General features: G+C 69.9%; 19 protein-coding genes and 1 pseudogene. 14 read left to right on the top strand and 6 right to left on the bottom strand.

Going from position 1 to position 24,051, the window contains the following annotated elements:
• Positions 1-217, bottom strand: a 217-nt coding sequence (locus AB0M97_RS06785) for a hypothetical protein (protein WP_365959649.1), incomplete at its 3' end; no start/stop codon positions are given.
• A gap of 453 nt (positions 218-670) precedes the next feature.
• On the opposite strand from AB0M97_RS06785, the pseudogene AB0M97_RS06780 reads away from it, so the two are divergent.
• Positions 671-1,791, top strand: a pseudogene (locus AB0M97_RS06780) (IS630 family transposase).
• Positions 1,792-1,824: 33 nt separating this feature from the next.
• Here the strand turns inward: AB0M97_RS06780 and AB0M97_RS06775 are convergent.
• Positions 1,825-2,199: a cupin domain-containing protein gene (locus tag AB0M97_RS06775; protein ID WP_365959648.1), complete on the bottom strand. Its 375-nt coding sequence runs from the start codon at positions 2,197-2,199 to the stop codon at positions 1,825-1,827.
• Positions 2,200-2,268: 69 nt separating this feature from the next.
• On the opposite strand from AB0M97_RS06775, the gene AB0M97_RS06770 reads away from it, so the two are divergent.
• Positions 2,269-2,709 carry a MarR family winged helix-turn-helix transcriptional regulator gene (locus AB0M97_RS06770; RefSeq protein WP_365959647.1) on the top strand — a complete coding sequence of 147 codons (441 nt, stop codon included), beginning with the start codon at positions 2,269-2,271 and terminating at the stop codon, positions 2,707-2,709.
• A gap of 320 nt (positions 2,710-3,029) precedes the next feature.
• Here AB0M97_RS06770 and AB0M97_RS06765 read toward each other — a convergent pair whose 3' ends face one another.
• The 4 genes from AB0M97_RS06765 to AB0M97_RS06750 are packed head-to-tail and all read right to left on the bottom strand — an operon-like array spanning position 3,030 to position 6,929.
• Entirely contained in the window at positions 3,030-3,803 is a 774-nt protein-coding gene (locus AB0M97_RS06765; RefSeq protein WP_365959646.1) for a succinate dehydrogenase/fumarate reductase iron-sulfur subunit, read from the bottom strand.
• Positions 3,800-5,743, bottom strand: coding sequence for a fumarate reductase/succinate dehydrogenase flavoprotein subunit (locus tag AB0M97_RS06760; RefSeq protein ID WP_365959644.1), 1,944 nt, complete (start codon positions 5,741-5,743; stop codon positions 3,800-3,802). Before AB0M97_RS06760 ends, AB0M97_RS06765 begins: the two co-directional genes overlap by 4 nt.
• A gap of 17 nt (positions 5,744-5,760) precedes the next feature.
• Positions 5,761-6,597 carry a hypothetical protein gene (locus AB0M97_RS06755; protein ID WP_365959643.1) on the bottom strand — a complete coding sequence of 279 codons (837 nt, stop codon included), beginning with the start codon at positions 6,595-6,597 and terminating at the stop codon, positions 5,761-5,763.
• A gap of 41 nt (positions 6,598-6,638) precedes the next feature.
• Positions 6,639-6,929, bottom strand: coding sequence for a hypothetical protein (locus tag AB0M97_RS06750; protein ID WP_365959642.1), 291 nt, complete (start codon positions 6,927-6,929; stop codon positions 6,639-6,641).
• A gap of 314 nt (positions 6,930-7,243) precedes the next feature.
• Between AB0M97_RS06750 and AB0M97_RS06745 the strand changes: the two genes are divergently transcribed.
• From AB0M97_RS06745 to AB0M97_RS06690, 12 genes are all read left to right on the top strand, one after another.
• Positions 7,244-9,454 (top strand): ABC transporter family substrate-binding protein, encoded by a 2,211-nt coding sequence (locus tag AB0M97_RS06745; RefSeq protein ID WP_365959641.1) that lies wholly within the window; start codon positions 7,244-7,246, stop codon positions 9,452-9,454.
• 267 nt (positions 9,455-9,721) lie between these two features.
• A complete protein-coding gene (gene typA / locus AB0M97_RS06740; RefSeq protein ID WP_365959640.1) occupies positions 9,722-11,629 on the top strand; it encodes a translational GTPase TypA in 1,908 nt (635 codons plus the stop codon).
• 637 nt (positions 11,630-12,266) lie between these two features.
• The gene (locus AB0M97_RS06735; protein ID WP_365959639.1) at positions 12,267-13,886 is read left to right on the top strand and encodes an ABC transporter substrate-binding protein; all 1,620 of its coding nucleotides are present in this window, start codon (positions 12,267-12,269) and stop codon (positions 13,884-13,886) included.
• A gap of 132 nt (positions 13,887-14,018) precedes the next feature.
• Positions 14,019-14,948, top strand: a complete 930-nt coding sequence (locus AB0M97_RS06730) for an ABC transporter permease (RefSeq protein ID WP_365959638.1) — start codon at positions 14,019-14,021, stop codon at positions 14,946-14,948.
• A 22-nt stretch (positions 14,949-14,970) separates the two neighbouring features.
• Positions 14,971-15,909 (top strand): ABC transporter permease, encoded by a 939-nt coding sequence (locus tag AB0M97_RS06725; protein ID WP_365959667.1) that lies wholly within the window; start codon positions 14,971-14,973, stop codon positions 15,907-15,909.
• A 17-nt stretch (positions 15,910-15,926) separates the two neighbouring features.
• Entirely contained in the window at positions 15,927-16,979 is a 1,053-nt protein-coding gene (locus AB0M97_RS06720) for an ABC transporter ATP-binding protein (RefSeq protein ID WP_365959666.1), read from the top strand.
• A complete protein-coding gene (locus AB0M97_RS06715) occupies positions 16,972-18,120 on the top strand; it encodes a dipeptide ABC transporter ATP-binding protein (protein WP_365959637.1) in 1,149 nt (382 codons plus the stop codon). The genes AB0M97_RS06720 and AB0M97_RS06715 overlap by 8 nt, the downstream gene beginning before the upstream one ends.
• Positions 18,121-18,333: 213 nt before the next feature.
• Entirely contained in the window at positions 18,334-19,965 is a 1,632-nt protein-coding gene (locus tag AB0M97_RS06710; RefSeq protein ID WP_365959636.1) for an ABC transporter substrate-binding protein, read from the top strand.
• Positions 19,966-19,974: 9 nt separating this feature from the next.
• Positions 19,975-20,898, top strand: a complete 924-nt coding sequence (locus AB0M97_RS06705) for an ABC transporter permease (RefSeq protein ID WP_365959635.1) — start codon at positions 19,975-19,977, stop codon at positions 20,896-20,898.
• Positions 20,891-21,895, top strand: coding sequence for an ABC transporter permease (locus AB0M97_RS06700; RefSeq protein WP_365959634.1), 1,005 nt, complete (start codon positions 20,891-20,893; stop codon positions 21,893-21,895). Before AB0M97_RS06705 ends, AB0M97_RS06700 begins: the two co-directional genes overlap by 8 nt.
• 6 nt (positions 21,896-21,901) lie before the next feature.
• Positions 21,902-22,885 (top strand): ABC transporter ATP-binding protein, encoded by a 984-nt coding sequence (locus AB0M97_RS06695; protein ID WP_365959632.1) that lies wholly within the window; start codon positions 21,902-21,904, stop codon positions 22,883-22,885.
• Positions 22,878-23,918: a dipeptide ABC transporter ATP-binding protein gene (locus AB0M97_RS06690; RefSeq protein WP_365959631.1), complete on the top strand. Its 1,041-nt coding sequence runs from the start codon at positions 22,878-22,880 to the stop codon at positions 23,916-23,918. Before AB0M97_RS06695 ends, AB0M97_RS06690 begins: the two co-directional genes overlap by 8 nt.
• The last annotated feature ends 133 nt before the right edge of the window (positions 23,919-24,051 follow it).

Genomic DNA, 24,051 nt, shown 5'->3' with positions numbered 1-24,051 from the left:
CCGCGAACGCGTCCGCCTTGTCCTTCACCGGCTTGGTGGTGGCGAACAACTGCTCCGCCTCCGGCGCCCGGTAGTACGCCGACAGGCCCTGGAACCGGGAGTGGACGTCACTGCCCGTGTCCCGGACGTTCCCGGCGTCCTTCTTCAGATCGCCGTAGTCCTTCTCCAGCTGCGCCAGGTCACCCGTGAACTGCGGAATCTTGTCCGGCTGAATCACGCCTTGCCCACCCCCGTGCGTCCGGCCCGTTCGGTCCCAACTCGCCGGTCGGTCAGTGCGAGTGAAGTCCCGTCAAGTTCGGATCATCATATAAAGGCGTCTCGGTGAAGCCCTGGCCGTCGGCCGCACTGTCACCGACTCACTACAAAACACCGACCCTCTACGCCGGTGACAGCCCCCGAGCCCCCGCGTGCGCGGCCCACCGAAAGTCGGCACCGGGCCCTCCGCGCCCACCGTGCCGTCGTCCGAGGGTCTCCTCAGGGGCCGCGCCGAGCAGGCCCCCCGAGGACGTCCCCGGCGACCCCGCTCACGTGCCCCTCGGCCCGGCGTACGGAGTTCCGCACGTCCGCACGTCCGTACGTTCTGCTCGTGCTCTGACCGCATAGGTTCGCCGGGTTGGTGGTCGTGGCGGTTGGGTGTGGGGTGACGTCCGATCCGACCGCTGGAGGCGCGGTGGCCGAGCCCGTGCGTGTGCGCAGACTGACCGACCAGGAAGGGCAGAAGCTGCAGCAGATGTGCGCCGGGGCAGCACCAGTTCGGTGCGCTATCGGCGCGCGATGATGCTGCTGGCCTCGGCCGGCGGGAACCGGGTTCCGGTGATCGCCCAGCTGGTGCAGGCCGATGAGGACACCGTGCGCGATGTGATTCATCGGTTCAACGAGATCGGCCTGGCCTGCCTGGACCCTCAGTGGGCGGGAGGCCGTCCCCGCCTGCTCACCCCTGACGACGAGGACTTCGTCATCCAGACGGCCACCACCCGCCCCACCAAGCTCGGCCAGCCCTTCACCCGCTGGTCCCTGCGCAAACTCGTCGCCTACCTGCGCAAAATCCACGGCCGGATGATTCTCATCGGCCGCGAGGCGTTACGCTGCCTGCTCGCCCGCCGCGGCGTCACCTTCCAGCGCACCAAGACCTGGAAGGAATCCCCGGACCTCGAACGCGAGGCGAAGCTAGACCGGATCGAGGAAGTCCTCGACCGCTTCCCGGACCGGGTCTTCGCCTTCGACGAGTTCGGCCCGCTCGGCATCCGCCCCACCGCAGGCTCGGGCTGGGCCGCGCGCAAACGCCCCGACCGGCTGCCCGCCACCTACCACCGCACCCACGGCGTGCGGTACTTCCACGGCTGCTACTCGGTCGGCGACGACCGGCTATGGGGTGTCAACAGGCGCAAGAAGGGCGCCGCCAACACGCTGGCCGCGCTGAAATCCATCCGCGCCGCCCGGCCCGACGGCGCCCCGATCTACGTGATCCTGGACAACCTCTCCGCCCAAAAGGGCGACACCATCCGCCGCTGGGCGAAGAAGAACAAGGTCGAGCTGTGCTTCACCCCGACCTACGCCTCGTGGGCGAACCCCATCGAGGCCCACTTCGGACCGCTGCGGCAGTTCACCATCACCAACTCCAACCATCCCAGCCACACCGTGCAGACCCGGGCACTCCACGCCTATCTACGGTGGCGCAACGCCAACGCCCGTCACCGCGACGTCCTCGCCGCCGAACGCAAGGAACGCGCCCGCATCCGAAGCGAAAAGGGCATCCACTGGGGCGGACGCCCCCTCGCCACCGCAGCCTGAAGAACCCGGCGAGCCTACGCGGTCACCAGCACACTAGTGAGCCCAGGGCGGTGTGATGGTGTTGCCGTCAGCCAGTTTGGCGGTGAGCCCGACACGTGTGGTGACCCACATGTGGGCGGGCTGGTCGGTGGTGTTGGCGACCGCCAGTTCGGAGCCTGCAGGTGCCACTGCCGCGTCACCTGCGCGGAGTTCGGCGCTCTCACCATCGATGGTGAGTCGGAGGCGACCGGAGAGGACGTAGAAGGTCTCCTCGTCGCTGATCGTGTGGGTCGGCCCCACCATTGCGGCCGGGATCTCGACGCGCCAGGCGGCGAGGTTCCGGCTGCCGGTGTCCGGACGGACGTAGGAAACGAAACGGCCGCCGTGAATGTCGTGTACGACGGCCTCGTCACTGCGGATGAACGGCATACCCCAGCCCTCCTTAGACAAGCTTCTTGTCTAGATAGACAAGCGGCTTGACGAGTTATAGTCAAGCCCATGGACGACGCCCTGGCCTTCTCCGCACTCGTGCTGGCACTCTCCGGACAGCTGGTGCAGGAAATCCACACCAGCGTGTCCCAGCAGGGATTCGAAGACCTACGACCCGCACACGGCTTCGCCTTCGCCCGCATCTCTGTAGGCGGTGCCACCACGGCCGACCTGGCCGAGCACCTGGGGGTGACCAAGCAGGCCGCCGCCCAGCTGGTCGAGGAGCTGGTCCGAAAGGGGTACGTGGAGCGGCATCCACACCCGCACGATGCCCGCGCCCGCCTCCTGGGACTGACCGAGACCGGCCGGGCCGCCACGCACGCCGCCGACCAGGCGGCCCGGGCTGCCGTCGCACCGTGGCGAGAAGTACTGGGCCAGGCGCGCTTCAGCGAACTCGTCGCCGACCTGACACTCCTTGCACCGCCGGGACCGATCCGCCCTGCCTGGTGAGCCGATGGCCCACCGCCCTGGAGACCGCCGGCCGTGAGCGAACCGTCCGCCAGGGCAACCGGCCAAGTGGAGGACGACACGCGAGCTGCCGTGCCGAGCCCTCCGCGGACCGGTGAACCTTCCCGGTCAGAGCACTCGCCGAGGGCTCGTGCCCCGTGGGCCGGGGTGGCGGCGGCCGGCAGCACGCCGGGGTGCGCCCGGCCCCGGATGGAGGAAGGCGTCACGCTCCGGAGCGTATGAGCAGGACAGCGGCTGCGCGACCGGTAGCCGGGGCCCTGGCGGGCGTACGCGGGGGGCTGGGTGCCCCGCTCGGGGTCGCTCTAGGAGGAAGGCCGGCGGCGGATCTTCGAGCCCAGCCAGACCAGCGGGTCGTACTTGCGGTCCACGGCCCGTTCCTTGAGGGGGATCAGCGCGTTGTCCGTGATCCTGATGCCCTCCGGGCAGACCTCCGTGCAGCACTTGGTGATGTTGCAGTAGCCGAGGCCGTGTTCGTCCTGGGCGGTCCTCTTGCGGTCCAGGCCGGACTCGGCCGCCGCGTCCAGCGGGTGCATGTCCAGTTCGGCCACCCGCATCAGGAACCGGGGACCCGCGAAGGCCTGCTTGTTCTCCTCGTGGTCGCGCACCACGTGGCAGGTGTCCTGGCACAGGAAGCACTCGATGCACTTGCGGAACTCCTGCGGCCGGTCGACGTCCTCCTGCATCATCCGGTACTCGCCCGGGCCCAGCCCGGCGGGCGGCACGAAGGCCGGGACCTGTCTGGCCTTGTCGTAGTTGAAGCCGACGTCCGTCACCAGGTCGCGGATCACCGGGAACGCGCGCAGCGGGGTGACCGTGATCGTCTCGGCCGGGTCGAACACGGACATGCGGGTCATGCACAGCAGCCGCGGCCGTCCGTTGATCTCGGCCGAGCACGAACCGCACTTGCCCGCCTTGCAGTTCCAGCGCACCGCGAGGTCGGGCGCCTGGGTGGCCTGGAGTCGGTGGATGATGTCGAGGACCACCTCGCCCTCGTTCACCTCGACGGAGAAGTCGGCCAGGCCGCCGCCGTCGGCGTCGCCCCGCCACACCCGGAAACGGGCCTCGTAGCCGCTCATTCGTACAGCTCCTCCTCGGCCAGGTACTTGACCAGCTCCTCCTTCTCGAAGAGGGCCAGCAGGTCCGGGCGGATGGGCTCGGTGGTCTCGCGGGTGAGGGTGATCCGGTCGGCGACCGGTTCCGCGGCGGCCAGGCCGGTCTCCTGCCCGGTGAGGCGGCACAGCAGGTTCACCCGGCGCCAGGCGCGGTCCATCGCGGGACAGTCCTCGCGGGTGTGCCCGCCCCGGGACTCGGTGCGCTCCAGCGCCGCCCGCGCCACGCACTCGCTGACCAGCAGCATGTTCCGCAGGTCCAGGGCGAGGTGCCAGCCCGGGTTGAACTGCCGGTGGCCCTCGACGCCCGCCCGCCCGGCCCGCTCCCGCAGCTCGGCCAGCTTCCGCAGCGCCTGTTCCATCTCCTCCCGGCGGCGGATGATGCCGACCAGGTCGTGCATCGTCTGCTGGAGTTCCTGGTGCAGGGTGTACGGGTTCTCCGGGGGCCGTCCGTCGTCCTGCGCCGTCTCCCGGCCCTCGGCGGAGAACGGCCGCAACGCCTCGGCCGCCGCCGTGGCGATCTCCTCGTCGGCCATCCGGGGGCGGGCCGCGGCCAGGCCCGCCGCGTACTCGGCCGCGTGCCGGCCGGCGCGGCGCCCGAAGACCAGCAGGTCCGAAAGAGAATTGCCGCCGAGGCGGTTCGAGCCGTGCATGCCGCCGGCCACCTCGCCCGCCGCGTACAGCCCCGGCACCCCGCGCGCCGCGGCCGTGTCGGACTCGACGGCGATGCCGCCCATCACGTAGTGGCAGGTCGGCCCGACCTCCATCGGCTCGGCCGTGATGTCGACGTCGGCCAGCTCCTTGAACTGGTGGTACATCGACGGCAGCCGCCGCTTGATCACCTCGGCGGGCATCCGGGTCGACACGTCCAGGAACACTCCGCCGTGCGGGGAGCCCCGGCCCTCCTTGACCTCCGTGTTGATCGCCCGCGCCACCTCGTCGCGGGGCAGCAGCTCGGGGGGACGCCGGTTGCGGTCCGGGTCGTCGTACCAGCGGTCGGCCTCGTCCTCGGACTCGGCGTACTTGTCCTTGAAGACGTCGGGGATGTAGTCGAACATGAACCGCTTGCCGTCGGAGTTGCGCAGCACGCCGCCGTCGCCGCGCACCGACTCCGTGACGAGGATGCCCTTCACGGACGGCGGCCAGACCATGCCCGTCGGGTGGAACTGCACGAACTCCATGTTCAGCAGGGGAGCACCCGCGAGCAGCGCCAGCGCGTGCCCGTCGCCGGTGTACTCCCACGAGTTCGACGTCACCTTGAATGACTTGCCGATGCCGCCGGTGGCGATGACGACGGCCGGTGCCTCGACGGCGAAGAACCGGCCGGACTCCCGCTCGTACCCGAAGACGCCCGAGACCCGGTCGCCGTCCTTGAGGACCCTGGTGACCGTGCACTCCTGGAAGACCTTCAGCCGGGACTCGTAGTCGCCGGTCTCCCGGTGGTCCTCCTGCTGGAGCGCGACGATCTTCTGCTGGAGGGTGCGGATCAGTTCCAGGCCCGTGCGGTCGCCGACGTGCGCGAGGCGCGGGTACTCGTGGCCGCCGAAGTTGCGCTGCGAGATCCGGCCGTCCCCGGTCCGGTCGAAGAGGGCGCCCCAGGTCTCCAGCTCCCACACCCGCTCGGGCGCCTCCCGGGCGTGCAGCTCGGCCATCCGCCACTGGTTGAGGAACTTCCCGCCGCGCATGGTGTCGCGGAAGTGGACCTGCCAGGTGTCGTGCTCGTTGGCGTTGGCCATGGCCGCGGCGATGCCGCCCTCGGCCATCACGGTGTGCGCCTTGCCGAACAGCGACTTGCAGATCACGGCCGTACGGGCGCCCCGCTCGCGTGCCTCGACGGCGGCCCGCAGTCCGGCGCCGCCCGCCCCGACCACGACGACGTCCCATTCCTGCCGGTCGACCACGGACATCACAAGGCCCCACTCATTCAGAAGAAGCGCGGATCGTCGAAGACCCCGGACGCGACCAGGTACACGTAGAGGTCGGCGAGCGCCACGCTCGCCAGCGACGTCCAGGCGAGCAGCATGTGCCGGCCGGTGAGCCGCCCCACCAGCTGCCACATGCGGTAGCGCACGGGATGCCGCGAGAAGTGCTTCAGCCTGCCGCCCACGATGTGCCGGCAGGAGTGGCAGGACAGCGTGTACGCCCAGATGAGCACGGCGTTCACCAGGAAGACGACGGTGCCCAGGCCCATGTGGCCCCACGCGTAGTGCTCGTCCCGGAAGGCGAGCACGGTGTCGTAGGTGAGGATCGCGGCGACGGGGAGCGCGGTGTAGAAGAAGTACCGGTGGAGGTTCTGCAGCACCAGCGGGAAGCGGGTCTCGCCGGTGTACTTCTTGTGCGGCTCGGCCACCGCGCAGGCCGGCGGGGACGCCCAGAAGCCCCGGTAGTAGGCCTTGCGGTAGTAGTAGCAGGTCAGCCGGAAGCCGAGCGGGAAGACCAGGATCAGCACGGCCGGGGACAGGCCCCACCAGCTGCCGAAGATCTCCCAGTTCGGGCCGGCCCGCATCGGCTCGCAGTTCTCCGCGAGGCACGGCGAGTAGAACGGCGACACGTACGGCGCCGCGTAGTAGTCGGCGTTGGCGAAGGCCCGCCAGGTCGAGTAGACGACGAAGACCAGCAGACCGGCCACGGTGGCGGCGGGCGCCAGCCACCAGCGGTCGGTCCGCAGGTGCGGGGCGGCGATCGCGGCACGCGCACCGCTGCGCACGCCGCCGCCCGGGGGATGGGGGTCTGTGGCGGGAGGTTGCGTCCCAGTGGCCACGTCTCGCCTCCGGTCGGGGTCGGGGTGCGTGCCGGTCGGGGTCAGGGAGCGCGCCGGTCGCGGGCGCCGAGACCCTCGTCGTCGGAGTCGGTCCACAGCGCCGGGTCGTACGGCGTGTCGGAGATGGTGACCAGCTCGGGCCGTTGCTGCGCGGCCGGGGAGGCCGCGACCGCCCGCAGCAGCGCGACGCTCTCGCGCAGGTGCTCGGCGTCGGTACGGACCCGGCGCATCTCCAGACCGCCACGGCCCAGCTGCTTCTCCAGGCGCCCCACGGACCGGTTCAGGTCGTCGAGGCAGCGCTGGACTGCTATCAGGTCGTCGTGCACGGACATGACTTGCCCTCACTTCCGCGGGTTCTTCCGACCCAAGGCGGCAACGTTCATGCGCCTGAAAGTGTCGCGCGTCACACCTGCCGGTGTGAAGGGACGCGTACGGATTGGCCGAGGCGCGTCCCCGCCGAGTGGCGCGCGCCGTACCCGACGCGCCCCGGGCCCGTTGCGCCGCACGGGTGGGCCTGGGCCCTTTCGCCGTCGTGTCGCCGCGAGCTGCTGAACCCTTTCCTCTTCAGTGGCCGCATACATCTGATGAGATCCATATACCGCCAAAAGTGATCATACCGCCCGCGGCCTCCCGGAGGTACCCAGAGATGTCCCACCACGGCGTCGGACCCAGGCCCTCTCGCCCAACCCCCGGTGGCCGCGCGGTGCCGCGCTCGGTCGCCCTTCTCACCGCGGGCGCCCTCGCGGTGCCCCTGCTGGCCGCCTGCAGCTCCGATGACACGGCCGGCAAGCCGCTCGCCGGGCAGGACATCGCGCCCGCCGCCCGCGCCGACCTCGCCGACGGGGGGATTCTGCGCTGGGCGGTCGACTCGGTGCCGCAGACCCTGAACACCTTCCAGTCGGACGCCGACGCCACCACCTCCCGGATCGCGCAGGCCGTCCTGCCGTCGATGTACCGGCTCGACGGCAACGGCCGCGCCGAGCGCCACCCCGGCTTCCTGGAATCGGCGAAGATCGTCGAGACCGAGCCCAAGCAGGTCGTGCTGTACAAGCTGAACCAGCAGGCCGTCTGGAGCGACGGCCGCGAGATCGGCGCCGCCGACTTCGCCGCCCAGTGGCGCGCCCTGTCCGGCAAGGACAGCGCCTACTGGACCGCCCGCAACGCCGGGTACGAGCGCATCGAGAAGATCCAGCGCGGCTCCGGCGACCTGGAGGTCAAGGTCACCTTCAGCCGTCCCTACGCCGACTGGAAGTCACTGTTCTCGCCGCTGTACCCCAAGGAGGTCATGGGCACCCCGGACGCCTTCAACGACGGGGCCCGCCGGAAACTGGCGGTCACCGCGGGACCGTTCACGGTGAACCGGGTTGACCGCGCGGACGGCCGGGTCACCCTGGTCCGCAACGCGCGCTGGTGGGGCGACCCGGCCAGGCTCTCCGCGATCGAGCTGCGCGCCGTGCCCCGCGACAGGCGCGCCGCCGCCCTGATCGCCGGCACGATCGACCTGGCCGACATCGACCCCGCCACGGCCCGCCGCATCACCGCCGCCGCCCGCGCGAAGACGGCCGGTGCGCCCGCGGCGGACCCCGGCGCCCCGCTGGCCGGCCCCGGCCTCGTGCCCGCCCCCGGACGACACCGCTCCGCCGCCGACGCGCTGCGCTCCTGGGCCGTCGCCCACGGCTCCGACGAGGAGGCCGCCGAGCGGGAGACGGAGGCCCGGCGCGCGCTGCGCGGGGCGGCCGGGAAGCGGGAACGGGGACAGCACGCGCTGCGCCGCTACGAGGTGCGCAAGTCCCTGGAGCCCGCCTACACGCAGCTCGCCCTCAACGGCTCCGGGGGCCCGCTCGCCGACGAGCGGGTCCGCCGGGCGGTGGCCCGCGCCCTGGACCGGGAGGAGATCGCCCGAGCCGTCCTCAAGCCCCTCGGCCTGCCCGCGGTGCCGGTCGGCAGCCACCTCGCGCTCTCCGGCCAGGCCGCCTACGCCGACGGCAGCGGCGCCCTCGGCGGCCAGGACACCAAGGAGGCGCAGGCCCTGCTCGCGGACGCGGGCTGGGAACGCGGTGGCCCCGTCAAGAAGCAGAAGGGCGAGAAGGCCGCCGGGGCCGAGGGCGGGAAGACCGGAAAGGACGCGAAGAAGGACGCCGGGCAGGACTCCGGGGACGACGACGGCACGTACATCGTCGGCGGGGGCGGCAGCGGCGACGGCAAGGCCGACCGCGACCGGCCGCCGCACGGCACGACCGACGAGGAGCGGAGCCGGGACAGCGCGTCCGGCGCCTACGCCCCCAAGGGCACCGCCGCGCCCGCCGCGGCCGGCCGGCTCGCCAAGGGCGGCAAGGCGCTCACCCTCCGCTTCGTCCTGCCGTCGGGCCCGGGCACCGAGTCCCTGCGCAGGGTGGCCGACCGGATCGTCCGCATGCTGGACCGCGTGGGCATCCGCACCACCGTGACCAAGGTGCCCGACGCGAGCTACTTCAAGGACCACATCGCGTCCGGCGAGTACGACCTCGCCCTGTACTCCTGGCCCGCGTCCGCCTTCCCCGCCACCGACGCCCGCCCGATCTTCGCCAAGCCCGTCCCGGCCGCCGACGGCTCGCTGAGCGTCGAGCAGAACTACACCCGCGTCGGCACCGACCAGGTGGACCAGCTGTTCGACCAGGCCGCGGCCACCCTGGACGAGGACGAGGCGCGCTCCCTGATCCGCAAGGCGGACTCCCGCATCTGGGCGGCAGCCGGCTCCATCCCCCTCTACCAGCGCCCCCAGCTGACGGCGGCCCGCAAGGACCTGGCCAACGCGGGAGCCTTCGGCTTCGAGACGCCGGTGTACGAGGACATGGGCTTCCTGAAGAACGACCGCTGAGCTGGAGAGGCCGGGCGGGCGCACCAGCCCGCCCGACGCTCGGGGACGGATCCGCCCGGGCCGGAGCGGGGACCCGGTGGCGGCAGCCCCGGGCGGGGTCGGCACCGGCGCCGAGGGCCGGGAAACCGGGCCGTATTCACCCGGCAGGCCCCAACGGCAGCGGCCCCGTACCATGGGGTGTGGCCGAGGCACGTTCAGCCCGGCAGGGCCCGCGCAACACAGACGTCCGCGCAGGGCATTCCTCACACTCCGGGAGTACGCCGCAATATGGCCACGCGCCACGACATCCGCAACGTCGCCATCGTCGCCCACGTAGACCACGGCAAGACCACCATCGTCGACGGCATGCTCAAGCAGGCGGGCGCCTTCGCCGCCCACCAGCTCGACTCCGTCGACGACCGCATGATGGACTCGAACGACCTGGAGCGTGAGAAGGGCATCACGATCCTCGCCAAGAACACCGCGGTGAAGTACCACCCGAAGGACGGCGGGGACCCGATCACCATCAACATCATCGACACCCCCGGCCACGCCGACTTCGGCGGCGAGGTCGAGCGCGGTCTGTCGATGGTCGACGGCGTGGTGCTCCTCGTGGACGCCTCCGAGGGCCCGCTCCCGCAGACCCGCTTCGTGCTGCGCAAGGCGCTCCAGGCCCGGCTGCCGATCATCCTGTGCATCAACAAGACGGACCGGCCCGACGCCCGTATCGACGAGGTCGTCAACGAGACGTACGACCTCTTCCTCGACCTGGACGCCGACGAGGAGCAGATCGAGTTCCCGATCGTCTACGCCTGCGGCCGGGACGGTGTCGCGTCGCTGACCAAGCCGGACGACGGCACGGTCCCGTCCGACTCCACCAGCCTGGAGCCGTTCTTCTCCACGATCCTGGAGCACATCCCGGCGCCGACGTACGACGAGACGGCCCCGCTCCAGGCGCACGTGACGAACCTGGACGCGGACAACTTCCTCGGCCGTATCGCGCTGCTGCGCGTCCACCAGGGCGAGCTGAAGAAGGGCCAGACCGTGGCCTGGATGAAGCGCGACGGTTCCGTGACCAACGTGCGCATCTCCGAGCTGATGATGACCGAGGCGCTCTCCCGCAAGCCCGCCGAGAAGGCGGGCCCGGGTGACATCTGCGCCGTCGCCGGCATCCCGGACATCATGATCGGCGAGACGCTGGCCGACCCGGAGAACCCGGTCGCGCTGCCGCTGATCACGGTCGACGAGCCCGCGATCTCGATGACCATCGGCACGAACACCTCGCCGCTGGTCGGCCGCGGCGGCACCGGCAAGGGCGCCGACGCCAAGGCCGCCGTCAAGGACCGCAAGGTGACCGCCCGCCAGGTCAAGGACCGCCTGGACCGCGAGCTGATCGGCAACGTCTCGCTGCGCGTCCTGGAGACCGACCGCCCGGACGCCTGGGAGGTGCAGGGCCGCGGTGAGCTGGCGCTGGCGATCCTGGTCGAGACGATGCGCCGCGAGGGCTTCGAGCTGACCATCGGCAAGCCGCAGGTCGTCACCAAGGAGGTCGACGGCAAGATCTACGAGCCCGTCGAGCGCATGACGATCGACGTGCCCGAGGAGCACATGGGCGCGGTCACGCAGCTGATGGGCGTCCGCAAGGGCCGGATGGACAACATGTCCAACCACGGCTCGGGCTGGGTCCGCATGGAGTTCGTCGTGCCGTCCCGCGGCCTGATCGGCTTCCGGACCGAGTTCCTCACCCAGACCCGCGGCACGGGCATCGCGCACTCCATCCACGAGGGGCACGAGCCGTGGTTCGGCCCGCTGCAGACCCGTAACAACGGCTCCCTGGTCGCCGACCGCGCCGGTGCCGTCACCGCGTTCGCGATGACGAACCTCCAGGAGCGCGGCGTGCTGTTCGTGGAGCCGGGCACCGAGGTGTACGAGGGCATGATCGTCGGCGAGAACTCCCGCTCCGACGACATGGACGTCAACATCACCAAGGAGAAGAAGCTCACCAACATGCGGTCGTCCACGGCCGACGTGTCGGAGTCGATCGTCCCGCCGCGCAAGCTGTCGCTGGAGCAGTCCCTGGAGTTCTGCCGCGACGACGAGTGCGTCGAGGTGACCCCGGAGGCCGTCCGGATCCGCAAGGTGAACCTGGACGCCCGGGAGCGCGCCCGCGCCGCGAGCCGCGCCAAGCACGGCTGACGCGTCCCGCACCGGCCTGACACCGGGCACCCCGCTCGTCGCGGGGTGCCCGGTGTCGTCGTAGCGGAGGGTGAAGCGGAGGGTAGGGAAAACCCTCTAATTGTTCGGGAGTCCCGGTGGGGCGTGCGCGCGGCCACTACCCTGCTGCGGAAAGTCACCCGTGTGCCGGTCACGCGGTGTGCGCGGCCGTCCCGAACCGTCCTTCCGCACCGGCGTGTTGAGCGTGTGACAGGTCACTGCGTGGACCGGCCGGCCGGCCGGAACGCCCCCTTGCACGCCGGGGCGTTACGCGCAATCGGTTTTTGCTCCCGTGCGTCCGGAATACGGACGGCTACTACCGATAGATGTGTAACAAGTCCGTTTCGCAGGGATCTTTCACCAAACCCTTTGTCCGGATTTTGGAAGATGTAGACCCTAGCTGTGATCGAACCGAGACCTCAGGAAGGTGGTTCGGTCCTGCCTCTTGGCAGATAGTTAGGCGCGTAGAGCTCGGATGAACGGGGCACGTGCTGCAGGCGGCACCGACTCACGAGCGCGGGGGCACCTGACTCTCTCCGAAACCGGCGACGGGCGGTTGACGGTGACGTGTCGCGTGCTCCCCTTTGCGGTGAACCAATGGACTCATGAGGAGGAACCCATGCGTGGTGCCAAGAGCGCCAAGTGGGTCGCGGGCGCAATAACCGTCGCTCTGGCAGCCACTGCCTGTGGCGGCAGCGACGGTGACAGCGAGGGACAGAAGAAGAAGGGCTCAGGGCTCGCAGGTTACGTCTCGATCGACGTCGGCGAGCCGCAGAAGCCGCTGATCCCGGCCGACACCAACGAGTCCAACGGCTCGTACGTCATTCAGTCCCTGTTCACGCAGCTGCTGGACTTCGACGCCAAGGGCGAGATCGTCTACACGAACGCCGAGTCGGTCGAGACCGAGGACTCGAAGACGTGGACGGTCAAGCTCAAGCAGGGCTGGAAGTTCCACAACGGCGAGGACGTGACGGCCAAGTCGTACGTCGACGCCTGGAACTGGTACGCCAACATCAAGAACAACCAGCAGAACTCGTTCTGGTTCGCGGACATCAAGGGCTACGACGACGTCCACCCGGAGAAGGGTGACCCGAAGGCCGACGCGATGTCCGGTCTGAAGGTCGTGGACGACCACACCTTCACGATCGAGCTGAAGGAACGCGTCCCCTACTTCAACTACAAGCTGGGCTACTCCACCTGGGCCCCGCTTCCCAAGGTCTTCTACGACGACCCGAAGGCCTTCGGCCAGAAGCCGGTCGGCAACGGTCCCTACCAGTTCGAGAAGTGGGACCACAAGAAGCTCATCCAGGTCAAGGCGTTCAAGGACTACAAGGGTCCGAACAAGGCCGCGAACAAGGGCCTGCAGTTCAAGAACTACTCGACCCTCGAGGCCGCCTACAAGGACGTCGTCTCCGGCAACCTGGACATCATCCGCCAGGTCGGCCCGACGGACCTGCCGAAGTACAAGGATGACCTCGGTGACGGCGCCATCGAGCAGCCGTACGCGGCCATCCAGTCGCTGGTGCCGGCGTTCTACAGCAAGACCTTCAAGGACATCGACCCCAAGGTGCTCCAGGGTCTGTCCATGGCGATCGACCGGGAAACGATCACCAAGACCGTCCTGAACAACACCCGCACGCCGGCGACGAGCTTCACCCCGCCGCAGGTCAAGGGCAACCAGGACCTGGGCACGGACGTGTTCACGTTCGACCCGGCGAAGGCCAAGAAGCTCGTCCAGGAGGGTGGCGGCGTCCCGGGCAACAAGTTCACCATCCAGTACAACAGCGACGGCGGCCACAAGGAGTGGGTGACCGCGGTCTGCGAGTCCATCCGCAAGGCCACCGGCGTCGACTGCGTCGGCGACCCGAAGCCCGACTTCGCCACGGACCTCGAGGCCCGTGACAACAACGAGGTCAAGGGCATGTACCGCGGTGGCTGGGTGGCGGACTACCCGGTCAACGTGAACTTCATCAAGGAGCTGTACCACACCAACGCCGAGTCCAACAACGGTCGCTTCTCCGACAAGGAGATCGACGCGCTGATGGCCGAGGGTGACAAGGCCGAGTCCCTGGAAGAGGCCGTGAAGGCCTACCAGGAGGTCGAGAAGAAGCTCCTCGAGAAGATGCCGGCCATCCCGCTCTGGTACTACCGCATCAACGGCGGCCACGGTGAAGCGGTCGACAACGTGAACGTCGACTTCCACGGTGACATCGAGCTCACCGAGGTCACCGTCAAGTAAGAGGTCATGGGCCTCAACGCACTCGGCCGTTGACCGCCGCCGCCCGGGAGGGCGGCGGCGGGAGGCCGATGGGGGCCGTTCCCTCGGGGACGGCCCCCCTTCGGCCGTAGCACACCCCTCACGGAGGCACGCATGGGGCGTTATGTCGCACGACGACTGCTCCAGATGATCCCGGTTTTCATCGGGTCAACCTTGTTGATCTTCCTCATGATGTACGCCCTGCCCGGTGACCCCGTCAGGGCCCTCATGGGAGATCAGGCGTTCGACCCGGCGGTCGTCGCGAACATCAGAAAGGACCTCGGCCTCGACCTGCCCATTTGGCAGCAGTACGCCAACTATCTGGGCGGTCTGGTGCAGGGCGACTTCGGCACGGAGATCGCCAGCCAGCGACCCGTCGCCGACATCATCGCCGACGCGTTCCCGGTCACCATCCGGCTCACGCTGTTCGCGTTCGCCTTCACGGTCCTCGTCGGTGTCGGCCTCGGCATCGTCGCCGGCCTGCGCCCCGACACGCTGCAGGACCGCGGCCTGCTCACGCTGACCCTGATCCTCATCTCGATGCCGTCCTTCGTGCTGGGCTTCCTGATGCAGTACCTGTTCGCCTTCCAGTGGGAACTCACCACGCCCACGGTGCGCGACTCCGAGAACTTCAGCGAACTCCTGCTGCCCGCCATCGTGCTGGGCTCCCTCTCCCTCGCCTACGTGGCGCGTCTGACGCGCACCTCGATGGCGGAGAACCTGCGCGCCGACTACATGCGCACGGCGGTGGCCAAGGGCCTGCCCAAGCGCCGCATCGTCGGCGTGCACCTGATGCGCAACTCCCTGATCCCCGTGGTCACCTTCCTCGGCACCGACATCGGCAACCTGATGACGGGCGCCATCGTCACCGAGGGCATCTTCAACGTGAAGGGCGTCGGCAACGCCATCTACGAGGCGCTCATCCGCCGCGAGGGCGCGACCGTCGTCGGCATCGCCTCCCTGATCGTCCTGGTCTACCTCGCCACCAGCCTGCTCGTCGACCTGCTGTACGCGGTCCTGGACCCGAGGATCCGGTATGCCTGAGAAGACCGCCGAACCCGAGAAGATGCTCACCGGCAAGCCGGTGACCGCCGGCGGCCCCGCACAGACGGCCGTCGCCGAGCCGGACGCCTCGTCCGCGAAGGCGCGCAGCCTGTGGACCGACGCCTGGTACGACCTGCGGCGCCGGCCCATGTTCCTGGTGTCCTCCGCGCTCATCGTGCTGCTGCTGGTCATGTCGATCGCGCCGGGCCTGTTCACCAGCGCCTCGCCGCGCGACGCCGACCTCGCGGCCCACTACCTCCAGCCACCGAACTGGAGCCACTTCTTCGCCGAGGACTGGCTGGGCTACGACGGCCAGGGCCGCTCGATCTACGCCCGCATCGTCTACGGCGCCCGCGCCTCGATCATGGTCGGCGTCGGCGTGACCATCCTGGTGGCCGTGCTCGGCACCGTCATCGGCATGATCGCCGGTTACTTCGGCGGCTGGCTCGACAGCCTGCTGTCCCGCATCACCGACGTCTTCTTCGGCATCCCCTTCCTGCTCGGCGCCCTGGTCGTCCTGACGACCTTCGAGAACCGCACCGTGTGGGTGGTGATCCTGGCGCTGGCCTTCCTCGGCTGGACCCAGATCGCCCGTGTCGCCCGCGGCGCGGTGATCACCGTCAAGCAGGCCGACTACGTCGTCGCCGCCAAGGCGCTCGGTGCCTCCACCAGCCGCATCATGTACCGGCACATCCTGCCGAACGCCCTCGCGCCGATCATCGTCGTCGCCACCATCGCCCTGGGCGGCTACATCGCGGCCGAGGCCACGCTGTCGTTCCTCGGCGTCGGCCTGGCCGAGCCGACGGTCTCGTGGGGCGTGGACGTGTCCACCGGCCGCGAGCAGCTGCGCAACGCGCCGTTCACGCTGATCATCCCGTCGGTGATGGTCTCGATCACGGTGCTCTCGTTCCTCATGTTCGGCGATGCGGTACGCAACGCCCTCGATCCCAAGCTGCGCTGAGGGAGGCGTACGTGACCATCATCGACGAAACGGCCGGCAGCCCCGCGCCGGACGGCGCGCAGGACGCGGACCGTCCACTCCTCGAAGTCCGCGACCTGCACGTCGAGTTCCACACGCGCGACGGTGTGGCCAAGGCCGTCAACGGGGTCAACTACTCGGTCGGCGCCGGTGAGACGCTCGCCGTGCTCGGCGAGTCCGGCTCCGGCAAGTCCGTGACCGCGCAGGCGGTCATGGGCATCCTCGACATGCCGCCCGGCCGCATCCCGAAGGGGGAGATCCTCTTTCGCGGCCAGGACATGCTGAAGATGTCCAACGAGGAGCGGCGCAGGCTCCGCGGCCGCAAGATCGCCATGATCTTCCAGGACGCGCTGTCCTCCCTCAACCCGGTGCTCTCGGTGGGCTACCAGCTCGGCGAGATGTTCCGCGTGCACCAGGGCCTGTCCAAGAAGGACGCCAAGGCCAAGGCCATCGAGATGATGGACCGGGTGAAGATCCCGGCCGCCGCGGCGCGGGTGAACGACTACCCGCACCAGTTCTCGGGCGGCATGCGCCAGCGCATCATGATCGCCATGGCGCTGGCCCTGGAGCCGGACCTGATCATCGCCGACGAGCCCACCACCGCCCTGGACGTGACGGTGCAGGCCCAGGTGATGGACCTGCTCGCGGAGCTCCAGCGCGAGTACCGCATGGGCCTGATCCTCATCACCCACGACCTCGGCGTGGTCGCCGACGTCGCCGACAAGATCGCGGTGATGTACGCGGGCCGCATCGTGGAGCATGCCCCGGTCCACGAGCTGTACAAGCGCCCGGCGCACCCGTACACCAAGGGCCTGCTGGAGTCGATCCCGCGCCTGGACCAGAAGGGCCAGGAGCTGTACGCGATCAAGGGCCTGCCGCCGAACCTGACGCGCATCCCGAGCGGCTGCGCCTTCAACCCGCGCTGCCCGATGGCCCAGGACATCTGCCGTACGGACATCCCGCCGCTGCACCCGGTCACCGAGCCGGACGGGGCCGAACTGGCCGGCCGCGCGTCGGCGTGCCACTTCTGGAAGGAGACGATCCATGGCTGAGCTGGGCAAGACCGGCGAGCCCGGGGACGCCACGCCGAACGTCTCCGAGGTGGAGGTCGTGGGCGCCGCGTCCGAGACCGATGCGGTCGCCGCGATCGAGGCGCCGGTGGAGCGCGGCGAGCCGATCCTCCAGGTGCGCAACCTGGTGAAGCACTTCCCGCTCACCCAGGGCATCCTCTTCAAGCGGCAGATCGGCGCGGTCAAGGCCGTCGACGGGATCTCCTTCGACCTGTACCAGGGCGAGACCCTGGGCATCGTGGGCGAGTCCGGCTGCGGCAAGTCGACGGTGGCCAAGCTCCTGATGAACCTGGAGCGGGCGACGGCCGGCGAGATCTTCTACAAGGGCCAGGACATCACCCGGCTGTCCGGGCGGGCCCTGAAGGCGGTCCGGCGCAACATCCAGATGGTGTTCCAGGACCCGTACACGTCGCTGAACCCGCGCATGACGGTCGGCGACATCATCGGGGAGCCCTTCGACATCCACCCCGAGGTGGCCCCGAAGGGCGAGCGCCGCAAGCGCGTCCAGGAGCTGCTGGACGTCGTGGGCCTGAACCCGGAGTACATCAACCGCTACCCGCACCAGTTCTCGGGCGGTCAGCGCCAGCGCATCGGCATCGCCCGCGGCCTGGCCCTGAACCCCGAGATCATCATCTGCGACGAGCCGGTCTCCGCGCTGGACGTGTCCGTGCAGGCGCAGGTGATCAACCTGATGGAACGGCTCCAGGACGAGTTCAACCTGTCGTACCTGTTCATCGCGCACGACCTGTCGATCGTCCGGCACATCTCGGACCGGGTGGGCGTGATGTACCTCGGCGCGATGGCCGAGATCGGCACGGACGAGCAGATCTACGACCACCCGACGCACCCCTACACCCAGGCGCTGCTGTCGGCGGTCCCCGTCCCGGACCCGGAGGCCCGCGACCACCGCGAGCGGATCATCCTCACCGGTGACGTGCCCTCCCCGGCGAACCCGCCGTCGGGCTGCCGCTTCCGCACCCGCTGCTGGAAGGCCGAGGCCAAGTGCGCCGAGGAGGTGCCGCTGCTGGCGGTGCCGGAGCGCTTCAAGGGCTCGGACTCCCCGGCGGCCCACGAGTCGGCCTGCCACTTCGCGGAGGAGAAGGACGTGGTCCACGCGGTCTGACGCCTCCTCACCCGCCCGGTTCCCGGCCTCCCTCGACGAGGGGCGCCGGGAACCGGCGTTTTCCCCCACGGCTCCCGGCGCGCCCGGCCGGGGGACCCCCCGTACGGCGGGAGTGCATGTGCGGTGTGCACCTTTTGGGTTGATATTGGCCGGAAAGGATCAGTGCTTCGGCGCTGGCGGCAGCACACCCGCACACGTACGAGGAGGCACTCCATGCGCGGAGCCACGCACGCCACATGGGTCGCTTGCGCGGCGGCCGCGGCCCTCGCGGCGACCGCCTGCGGCGGGGGAGGGGGCGGCGGTGCGGGCGACGCCGGGGCGGTGCTCTCCTCCTCCTGGGGCGACCCGCAGAACCCGCTGGAGCCGGCCAACACCAACGAGGTGCAGGGCGGCAAGGTCCTCGACATGATCTTCCGCGGCCTGAAGCGCTACGACCCGGAGACCGGCGAGGCGAAGAACATGCTCGCCGAGAAGATCGAGACGAAGGACTCGCAGACCTTCACCGTCACCGTCAAGGACGGCTGGACCTTCAGCAACGGCGAGAAGGTCACCGCCAGGTCCTTCGTGGACGCCTGGAACTACGGCGCGAGCCTGAGGAACAACCAGAAGAACGCCTACTTCTTCGGCTACATCGAGGGCTACGACAAGGTCCACCCCGAGGACGGGAGCAAGCAGACCGCCGAGACCCTGTCCGGCCTCGAGGTCACCGGTGAGCGCACCTTCACCGTCAGGCTCAGCCAGAAGTTCTCCACGTTCCCCGACACCCTCGGCTACAGCGCCTTCGCCCCCCTCCCGCGCGCCTTCTTCGAGGACCACGACGCCTGGATCAAGAAGCCTGTCGGCAACGGCCCGTACACCGTGCAGTCCTACGCCAGGGGCTCCCAGATGTCCCTGCGCGCGTGGGAGAAGTACCCCGGCAGCGACAAGGCGCGCAACGGCGGCGTCGACCTCAAGGTCTACACCGACAACAACACCGCCTACACCGACCTGATGGCCGGCAACCTCGACCTCGTCGACGACGTGCCCGCCGCGCAGCTGAAGAACGTCAAGAGCGACCTGGGCGACCGGTACATCAACTCGCCCGCCGGCCTCATCCAGACGCTCGCCTTCCCCCACTACGACAAGAACTGGGGCAGGAAGGGCATGGAGAAGGTCCGCCGCGGCCTGTCCATGGCGATCGACCGCGAGCAGATCACCAAGACGATCTACCACGGCACCCGCACCCCGGCCACCGACTGGACCTCCCCGGTCCTCGGCGAGGAGGGCGGCTACAAGGCAGGCCTGTGCGGCGAGGCCTGCGAGTACCGGCCCGCCGAGGCCAAGAAGCTGATCACGGAGGGCGGCGGCCTGCCCGGCGGCCAGGTCAGGATCACGTTCAACGCGGACGCCGGCTCCCACAAGGAGTGGGTCGACGCCGTCTGCAACTCCATCAACAACACCCTCGGCAACGACCGCGCCTGCGTCGGCGACCCCATCGGCACCTTCGCCGACTTCCGCAGCCGGATCACCGACCGGAAGCTGAGCGGCCCGTTCCGCGCCGGCTGGCAGATGGACTACCCGCTCATCCAGAACTTCCTCCAGCCGCTCTACTACACCGACGCCTCCTCCAACGACGGCAAGTGGAGCAACGAAAAGTTCGACAGGCTGGTCGACCGGGCCAACGCCGAGGCCGACACCGCCCGGGCCGTGAAGCTGTTCCAGCGGGCCGAGGAGGTCGTCCGCGACGACATGGCCGCCATCCCGCTGTGGTACCAGAACGGCAGCGCCGGCTACTCCGAGCGGCTGTCCGGCGTGAAGCTCAACCCCTTCAGCGTCCCGGTCTACGACCAGATCACGGTCGGCTGAGGCGGCGCCATGGGACGGTACGTCGTCCGGCGCCTGCTCCAGATGATCCCGGTGTTCGCCGGCGCCACCCTGCTGATCTTCCTGATGGTCAACGTCATGGGCGACCCGGTCGCCGGCCTGTGCGGCGACCGCGAGTGCGACCCGGCCACCGCCGCCCGGCTCCGCACGGAGTTCGGCCTCGACAAGCCCGTCTGGCAGCAATACCTGACCTACATGGCGAACGTCTTCACCGGCGACTTCGGCACCGCGTTCAACGGCCAGAAGGTCACCGAGCTGATGTCGACGGCGTTCCCCGTCACCATCCGCCTGACCCTCGTCGCCGTCGTCCTGGAAGTCGTCATCGGCATCACGCTCGGCGTCGTCACCGGCCTGCGCCGCGGCCGGCCGATCGACACGGCGGTCCTCGTGCTCACCCTCGTCGTGATCTCCGTGCCCACCTTCGTCACCGGCCTGCTGCTCCAACTGCTCCTCGGCGTCGAATGGGCGTGGATCAAGCCCTCGGTGTCCCCGCAGGCCACCGTCGGCGAGCTGATCGTCCCCGGCCTCGTCCTCGCCTCGGTGTCCCTCGCGTACGTGACCCGGCTGACCCGCACCTCCCTCGCCGAGAACCGCCGCTCCGACTACGTCCGCACCGCCGTCGCCAAGGGCCTGCCGCGCCGCCGCGTCGTCACCCGGCACCTGCTGCGCAACTCGCTCATCCCCGTCGTCACCTTCATCGGCACCGACGTGGGAGCCCTGATGGGCGGCGCGATCGTCACCGAGCGGATCTTCAACATCCACGGCGTCGGCTACCAGCTCTACCAGGGCATCCTGCGCCAGAACACCCAGACCGTCGTCGGCTTCGTGACCGTCCTCGTCCTCGTCTTCCTCCTCGCCAACCTCCTCGTCGACCTGCTGTACGCCGTACTCGACCCGAGGATCCGCTATGCCTGAGCCCTACGAGCCGGAACGCGCCATCGCCGGGACGGGCATGGGCGGCGCCATGGACCTCGCCGCGAGCGAGGCGGAGACCCTGGAACGGCAGCCGGCGGCCGCCCCCGGCGGCGGGGCCCCGGGCGGCCCCGAGGGCCCCGGGCAGCGGGACAGGCCGCGCAGCCTGTGGTCCGACGCCTGGCACGACCTGCGCCGCAACCCCGTCTTCCTCGTCTCGGGCCTGCTGATCGTCTTCCTCGTCGTCATCTCCCTGTGGCCCTCGCTGATCGCCTCCGGCAACCCCCTCACGTGCGACCTGGCCAAGGCCCAGGAGGGCTCCCAGCCGGGCCACCCCTTCGGCTTCGACGGCCAGGGCTGCGACGTCTACACCCGCACCGTCCACGGCGCCCGCACGTCCGTCACGGTCGGCGTCCTGGCCACGCTCGGCGTCACCGTCCTCGGCGGCGTCCTCGGCGGCCTCGCCGGGTACTTCGGCGGGGCGTGGGACGCGATCCTGTCCCGGATCACCGACGTGTTCTTCGCGATCCCCGTCGTGCTCGGCGGCCTGGTCCTGCTGTCCGTGGTCACCAGCAGCACCGTCTGGCCCGTCATCGGGTTCATGGTGCTGCTCGGCTGGCCGCAGATCTCCCGCATCGCCCGCGGCGCCGTCATCGCCGCCAAGCAGAACGACTACGTCCAGGCCGCCCGCGCCCTCGGCGCCTCCGGCTCCCGGCTGCTGCTGCGGCACATCACGCCCAACGCCGTCGCGCCGGTCATCGTCGTGGCGACCATCGCGCTCGGCACGTACATCGCCCTGGAGGCCACCCTGTCCTACCTCGGCGTCGGGCTGAAACCGCCCACGGTGTCCTGGGGCATCGACATCTCCGCCGCGTCCCCCCACATCCGCAACGCCCCGCACGCCCTGCTGTGGCCCTCCGGGGCGCTGGCGGTGACCGTCCTCGCGTTCATCATGCTCGGCGACGCGGTGCGCGACGCCCTCGACCCGAAGCTGAGGTGAGCCGCCGTGCTGCTCGAAGTGCGCGATCTGCACGTGGAGTTCCGCACCCGCGACGGCGTCGCACACGCCGTCAACGGCGTCAGCTACGGCGTCGACGCCGGAGAGACCCTGGCCGTGCTCGGCGAGTCCGGCTCCGGCAAGTCCGTCACCGCGCAGGCGGTCATGGGCATCCTCGACATGCCGCCCGGCCGGATCACCCGCGGCGAGATCCTCTTCCGGGGCCGGAACCTGCTGACGCTCAAGGAGGACGAACGCCGCAAGGTCCGCGGCGCCGAGATGGCGATGGTCTTCCAGGACGCGCTGTCCTCCCTCAACCCGGTGCTCTCCGTGGGCGACCAGCTCGGCGAGATGTTCGTCGTGCACCGCGGCATGTCGAAGAAGGACGCCCGCGCCAGGGCCGTCGAGCTGATGGACCGGGTGCGCATCCCGGCCGCGAAGGAGCGCGTCCGGCAGTACCCGCACCAGTTCTCCGGCGGCATGCGCCAGCGCATCATGATCGCCATGGCGCTGGCCCTGGAGCCGGCCCTGATCATCGCCGACGAACCCACCACCGCCCTCGACGTCACCGTCCAGGCCCAGGTCATGGACCTGCTCGCGGAACTCCAGCGCGAGTACCGCATGGGCCTCGTCCTCATCACCCACGACCTCGGCGTGGTCGCCGACGTCGCCGACCGGATCGCCGTGATGTACGCGGGCCGCATCGTGGAGTCGGCGCCCGTCCACGACCTCTACAAGGCGCCGGCGCACCCGTACACGCGCGGCCTGCTGGACTCCATCCCGCGCCTGGACCACAAGGGCCGGGAGCTGTACGCCATCAAGGGCCTGCCGCCCGGCCTCACGCACATCCCGCCCGGCTGCGCCTTCCACCCGCGCTGCCCGATGGCCCGCGAGGTGTGCCGCACCGACGTGCCGCCGCTGTACGAGGTGACCGACTCGGACGCCGCCCGGGGGAGCGCCTGCCACTTCTGGAGGGAGTGCCTGCATGGCTGAGCCGATCCTGGAGGTGAGCGGGCTCGTCAAGCACTACCCGCTCACCCAGGGCGTCCTCTTCAGGAAACAGGTCGGCGCGGTCAGGGCCGTCGACGGTGTCGACTTCACGCTCGGCCGGGGCGAGACGCTGGGCATCGTGGGCGAGTCCGGCTGCGGCAAGTCGACCGTGGCCAGGATGCTGGTCAGCCTGGAACGGCCGACGGCCGGTGCGATCCGCTACCGCGGCGAGGACGTCACCCGGCTGTCCGGGCGGGCCCTGAAGGCGGTCCGGCGCAACATCCAGATGGTCTTCCAGGACCCGTACACCTCGCTCAACCCCCGCATGACCGTGGGCGACATCGTCGGTGAGCCGTACGACATCCACCCGGAGGTGGCGCCCAAGGGCGACCGCCGCAGGCGCGTGCAGGAGCTGCTCGACGTCGTCGGACTGAACCCGGAGTACATCAACCGCTACCCGCACCAGTTCTCGGGCGGCCAACGCCAGCGCATCGGCATCGCGCGCGGGCTGGCGCTGCGCCCCGAGGTGATCGTCGCCGACGAGCCGGTCTCCGCGCTGGACGTGTCCGTGCAGGCGCAGGTCATCAACCTGATGGAACGGCTCCAGGACGAGTTCGACCTGTCGTACCTCTTCATCGCGCACGACCTGTCGATCGTCCGGCACATCTCGGACCGGGTCGGCGTGATGTACCTCGGCCGGATCGTGGAGACCGGCCGGGACGCCGAGATCTACGACCATCCGACCCACCCCTACACCCAGACGCTGCTGTCGGCCGTGCCCGTGCCCGACCCGGAGGCCCGCGAGCACCGGGAGCGGATCATCCTCGCCGGCGACGTCCCGTCCCCGGCGAACATCCCGTCCGGGTGCCGGTTCCGCACCCGCTGCTGGAAGGCGCGGGAACGCTGCGCGGTGGAGGTGCCGGCGCTCGCGGTCCCGGAGGGGTTCCGGCAGGCCGGCGGCCCCGCGGCCCACGACTCGGCCTGCCACTTCGCGGAGGAGAAGCGGGTGGTGCCCCCGGAGCCGACGGACGCATAACCGCACATACATGCATGAACGTCGTTAACACTCAGGCAACTTGGCCGACCCGGTCCCGATATACGGACGGGGCACGCTGTTCGGCGTACGGCCGTGCGGGTGCCGTAAACGGGCCGGGGCGCCATGTCGCCCC

The sequence above is a fragment of the Streptomyces sp. NPDC051207 genome (genome assembly GCF_040682395.1).
Classification (GTDB): domain Bacteria; phylum Actinomycetota; class Actinomycetes; order Streptomycetales; family Streptomycetaceae; genus Streptomyces.
Note: the sequence above shows the minus strand (reverse complement) of the source record. Positions and strands in the feature narration are given on the sequence as shown.

Excerpts from the sequence above, each read along its gene's own strand:
- AB0M97_RS06750 (WP_365959642.1), bottom strand. The coding sequence starts at position 6,929 with ATGTCCGTGCACGACGACCTGATAGCAGTCCAGCGCTGCCTCGACGAC.
- AB0M97_RS06760 (WP_365959644.1), bottom strand. The coding sequence starts at position 5,743 with ATGTCCGTGGTCGACCGGCAGGAATGGGACGTCGTCGTGGTCGGGGCG.
- AB0M97_RS06765 (WP_365959646.1), bottom strand. The coding sequence starts at position 3,803 with ATGAGCGGCTACGAGGCCCGTTTCCGGGTGTGGCGGGGCGACGCCGAC.
- AB0M97_RS06700 (WP_365959634.1), top strand. The coding sequence starts at position 20,891 with ATGCCTGAGCCCTACGAGCCGGAACGCGCCATCGCCGGGACGGGCATG.
- AB0M97_RS06715 (WP_365959637.1), top strand. The coding sequence starts at position 16,972 with ATGGCTGAGCTGGGCAAGACCGGCGAGCCCGGGGACGCCACGCCGAAC.
- AB0M97_RS06690 (WP_365959631.1), top strand. The coding sequence starts at position 22,878 with ATGGCTGAGCCGATCCTGGAGGTGAGCGGGCTCGTCAAGCACTACCCG.
- AB0M97_RS06775 (WP_365959648.1), bottom strand. The coding sequence starts at position 2,199 with ATGCCGTTCATCCGCAGTGACGAGGCCGTCGTACACGACATTCACGGC.
- AB0M97_RS06745 (WP_365959641.1), top strand. The coding sequence starts at position 7,244 with ATGTCCCACCACGGCGTCGGACCCAGGCCCTCTCGCCCAACCCCCGGT.
- AB0M97_RS06770 (WP_365959647.1), top strand. The coding sequence starts at position 2,269 with ATGGACGACGCCCTGGCCTTCTCCGCACTCGTGCTGGCACTCTCCGGA.
- AB0M97_RS06710 (WP_365959636.1), top strand. The coding sequence starts at position 18,334 with ATGCGCGGAGCCACGCACGCCACATGGGTCGCTTGCGCGGCGGCCGCG.
- typA (WP_365959640.1), top strand. The coding sequence starts at position 9,722 with ATGGCCACGCGCCACGACATCCGCAACGTCGCCATCGTCGCCCACGTA.
- AB0M97_RS06725 (WP_365959667.1), top strand. The coding sequence starts at position 14,971 with ATGCTCACCGGCAAGCCGGTGACCGCCGGCGGCCCCGCACAGACGGCC.
- AB0M97_RS06730 (WP_365959638.1), top strand. The coding sequence starts at position 14,019 with ATGGGGCGTTATGTCGCACGACGACTGCTCCAGATGATCCCGGTTTTC.
- AB0M97_RS06705 (WP_365959635.1), top strand. The coding sequence starts at position 19,975 with ATGGGACGGTACGTCGTCCGGCGCCTGCTCCAGATGATCCCGGTGTTC.
- AB0M97_RS06735 (WP_365959639.1), top strand. The coding sequence starts at position 12,267 with ATGCGTGGTGCCAAGAGCGCCAAGTGGGTCGCGGGCGCAATAACCGTC.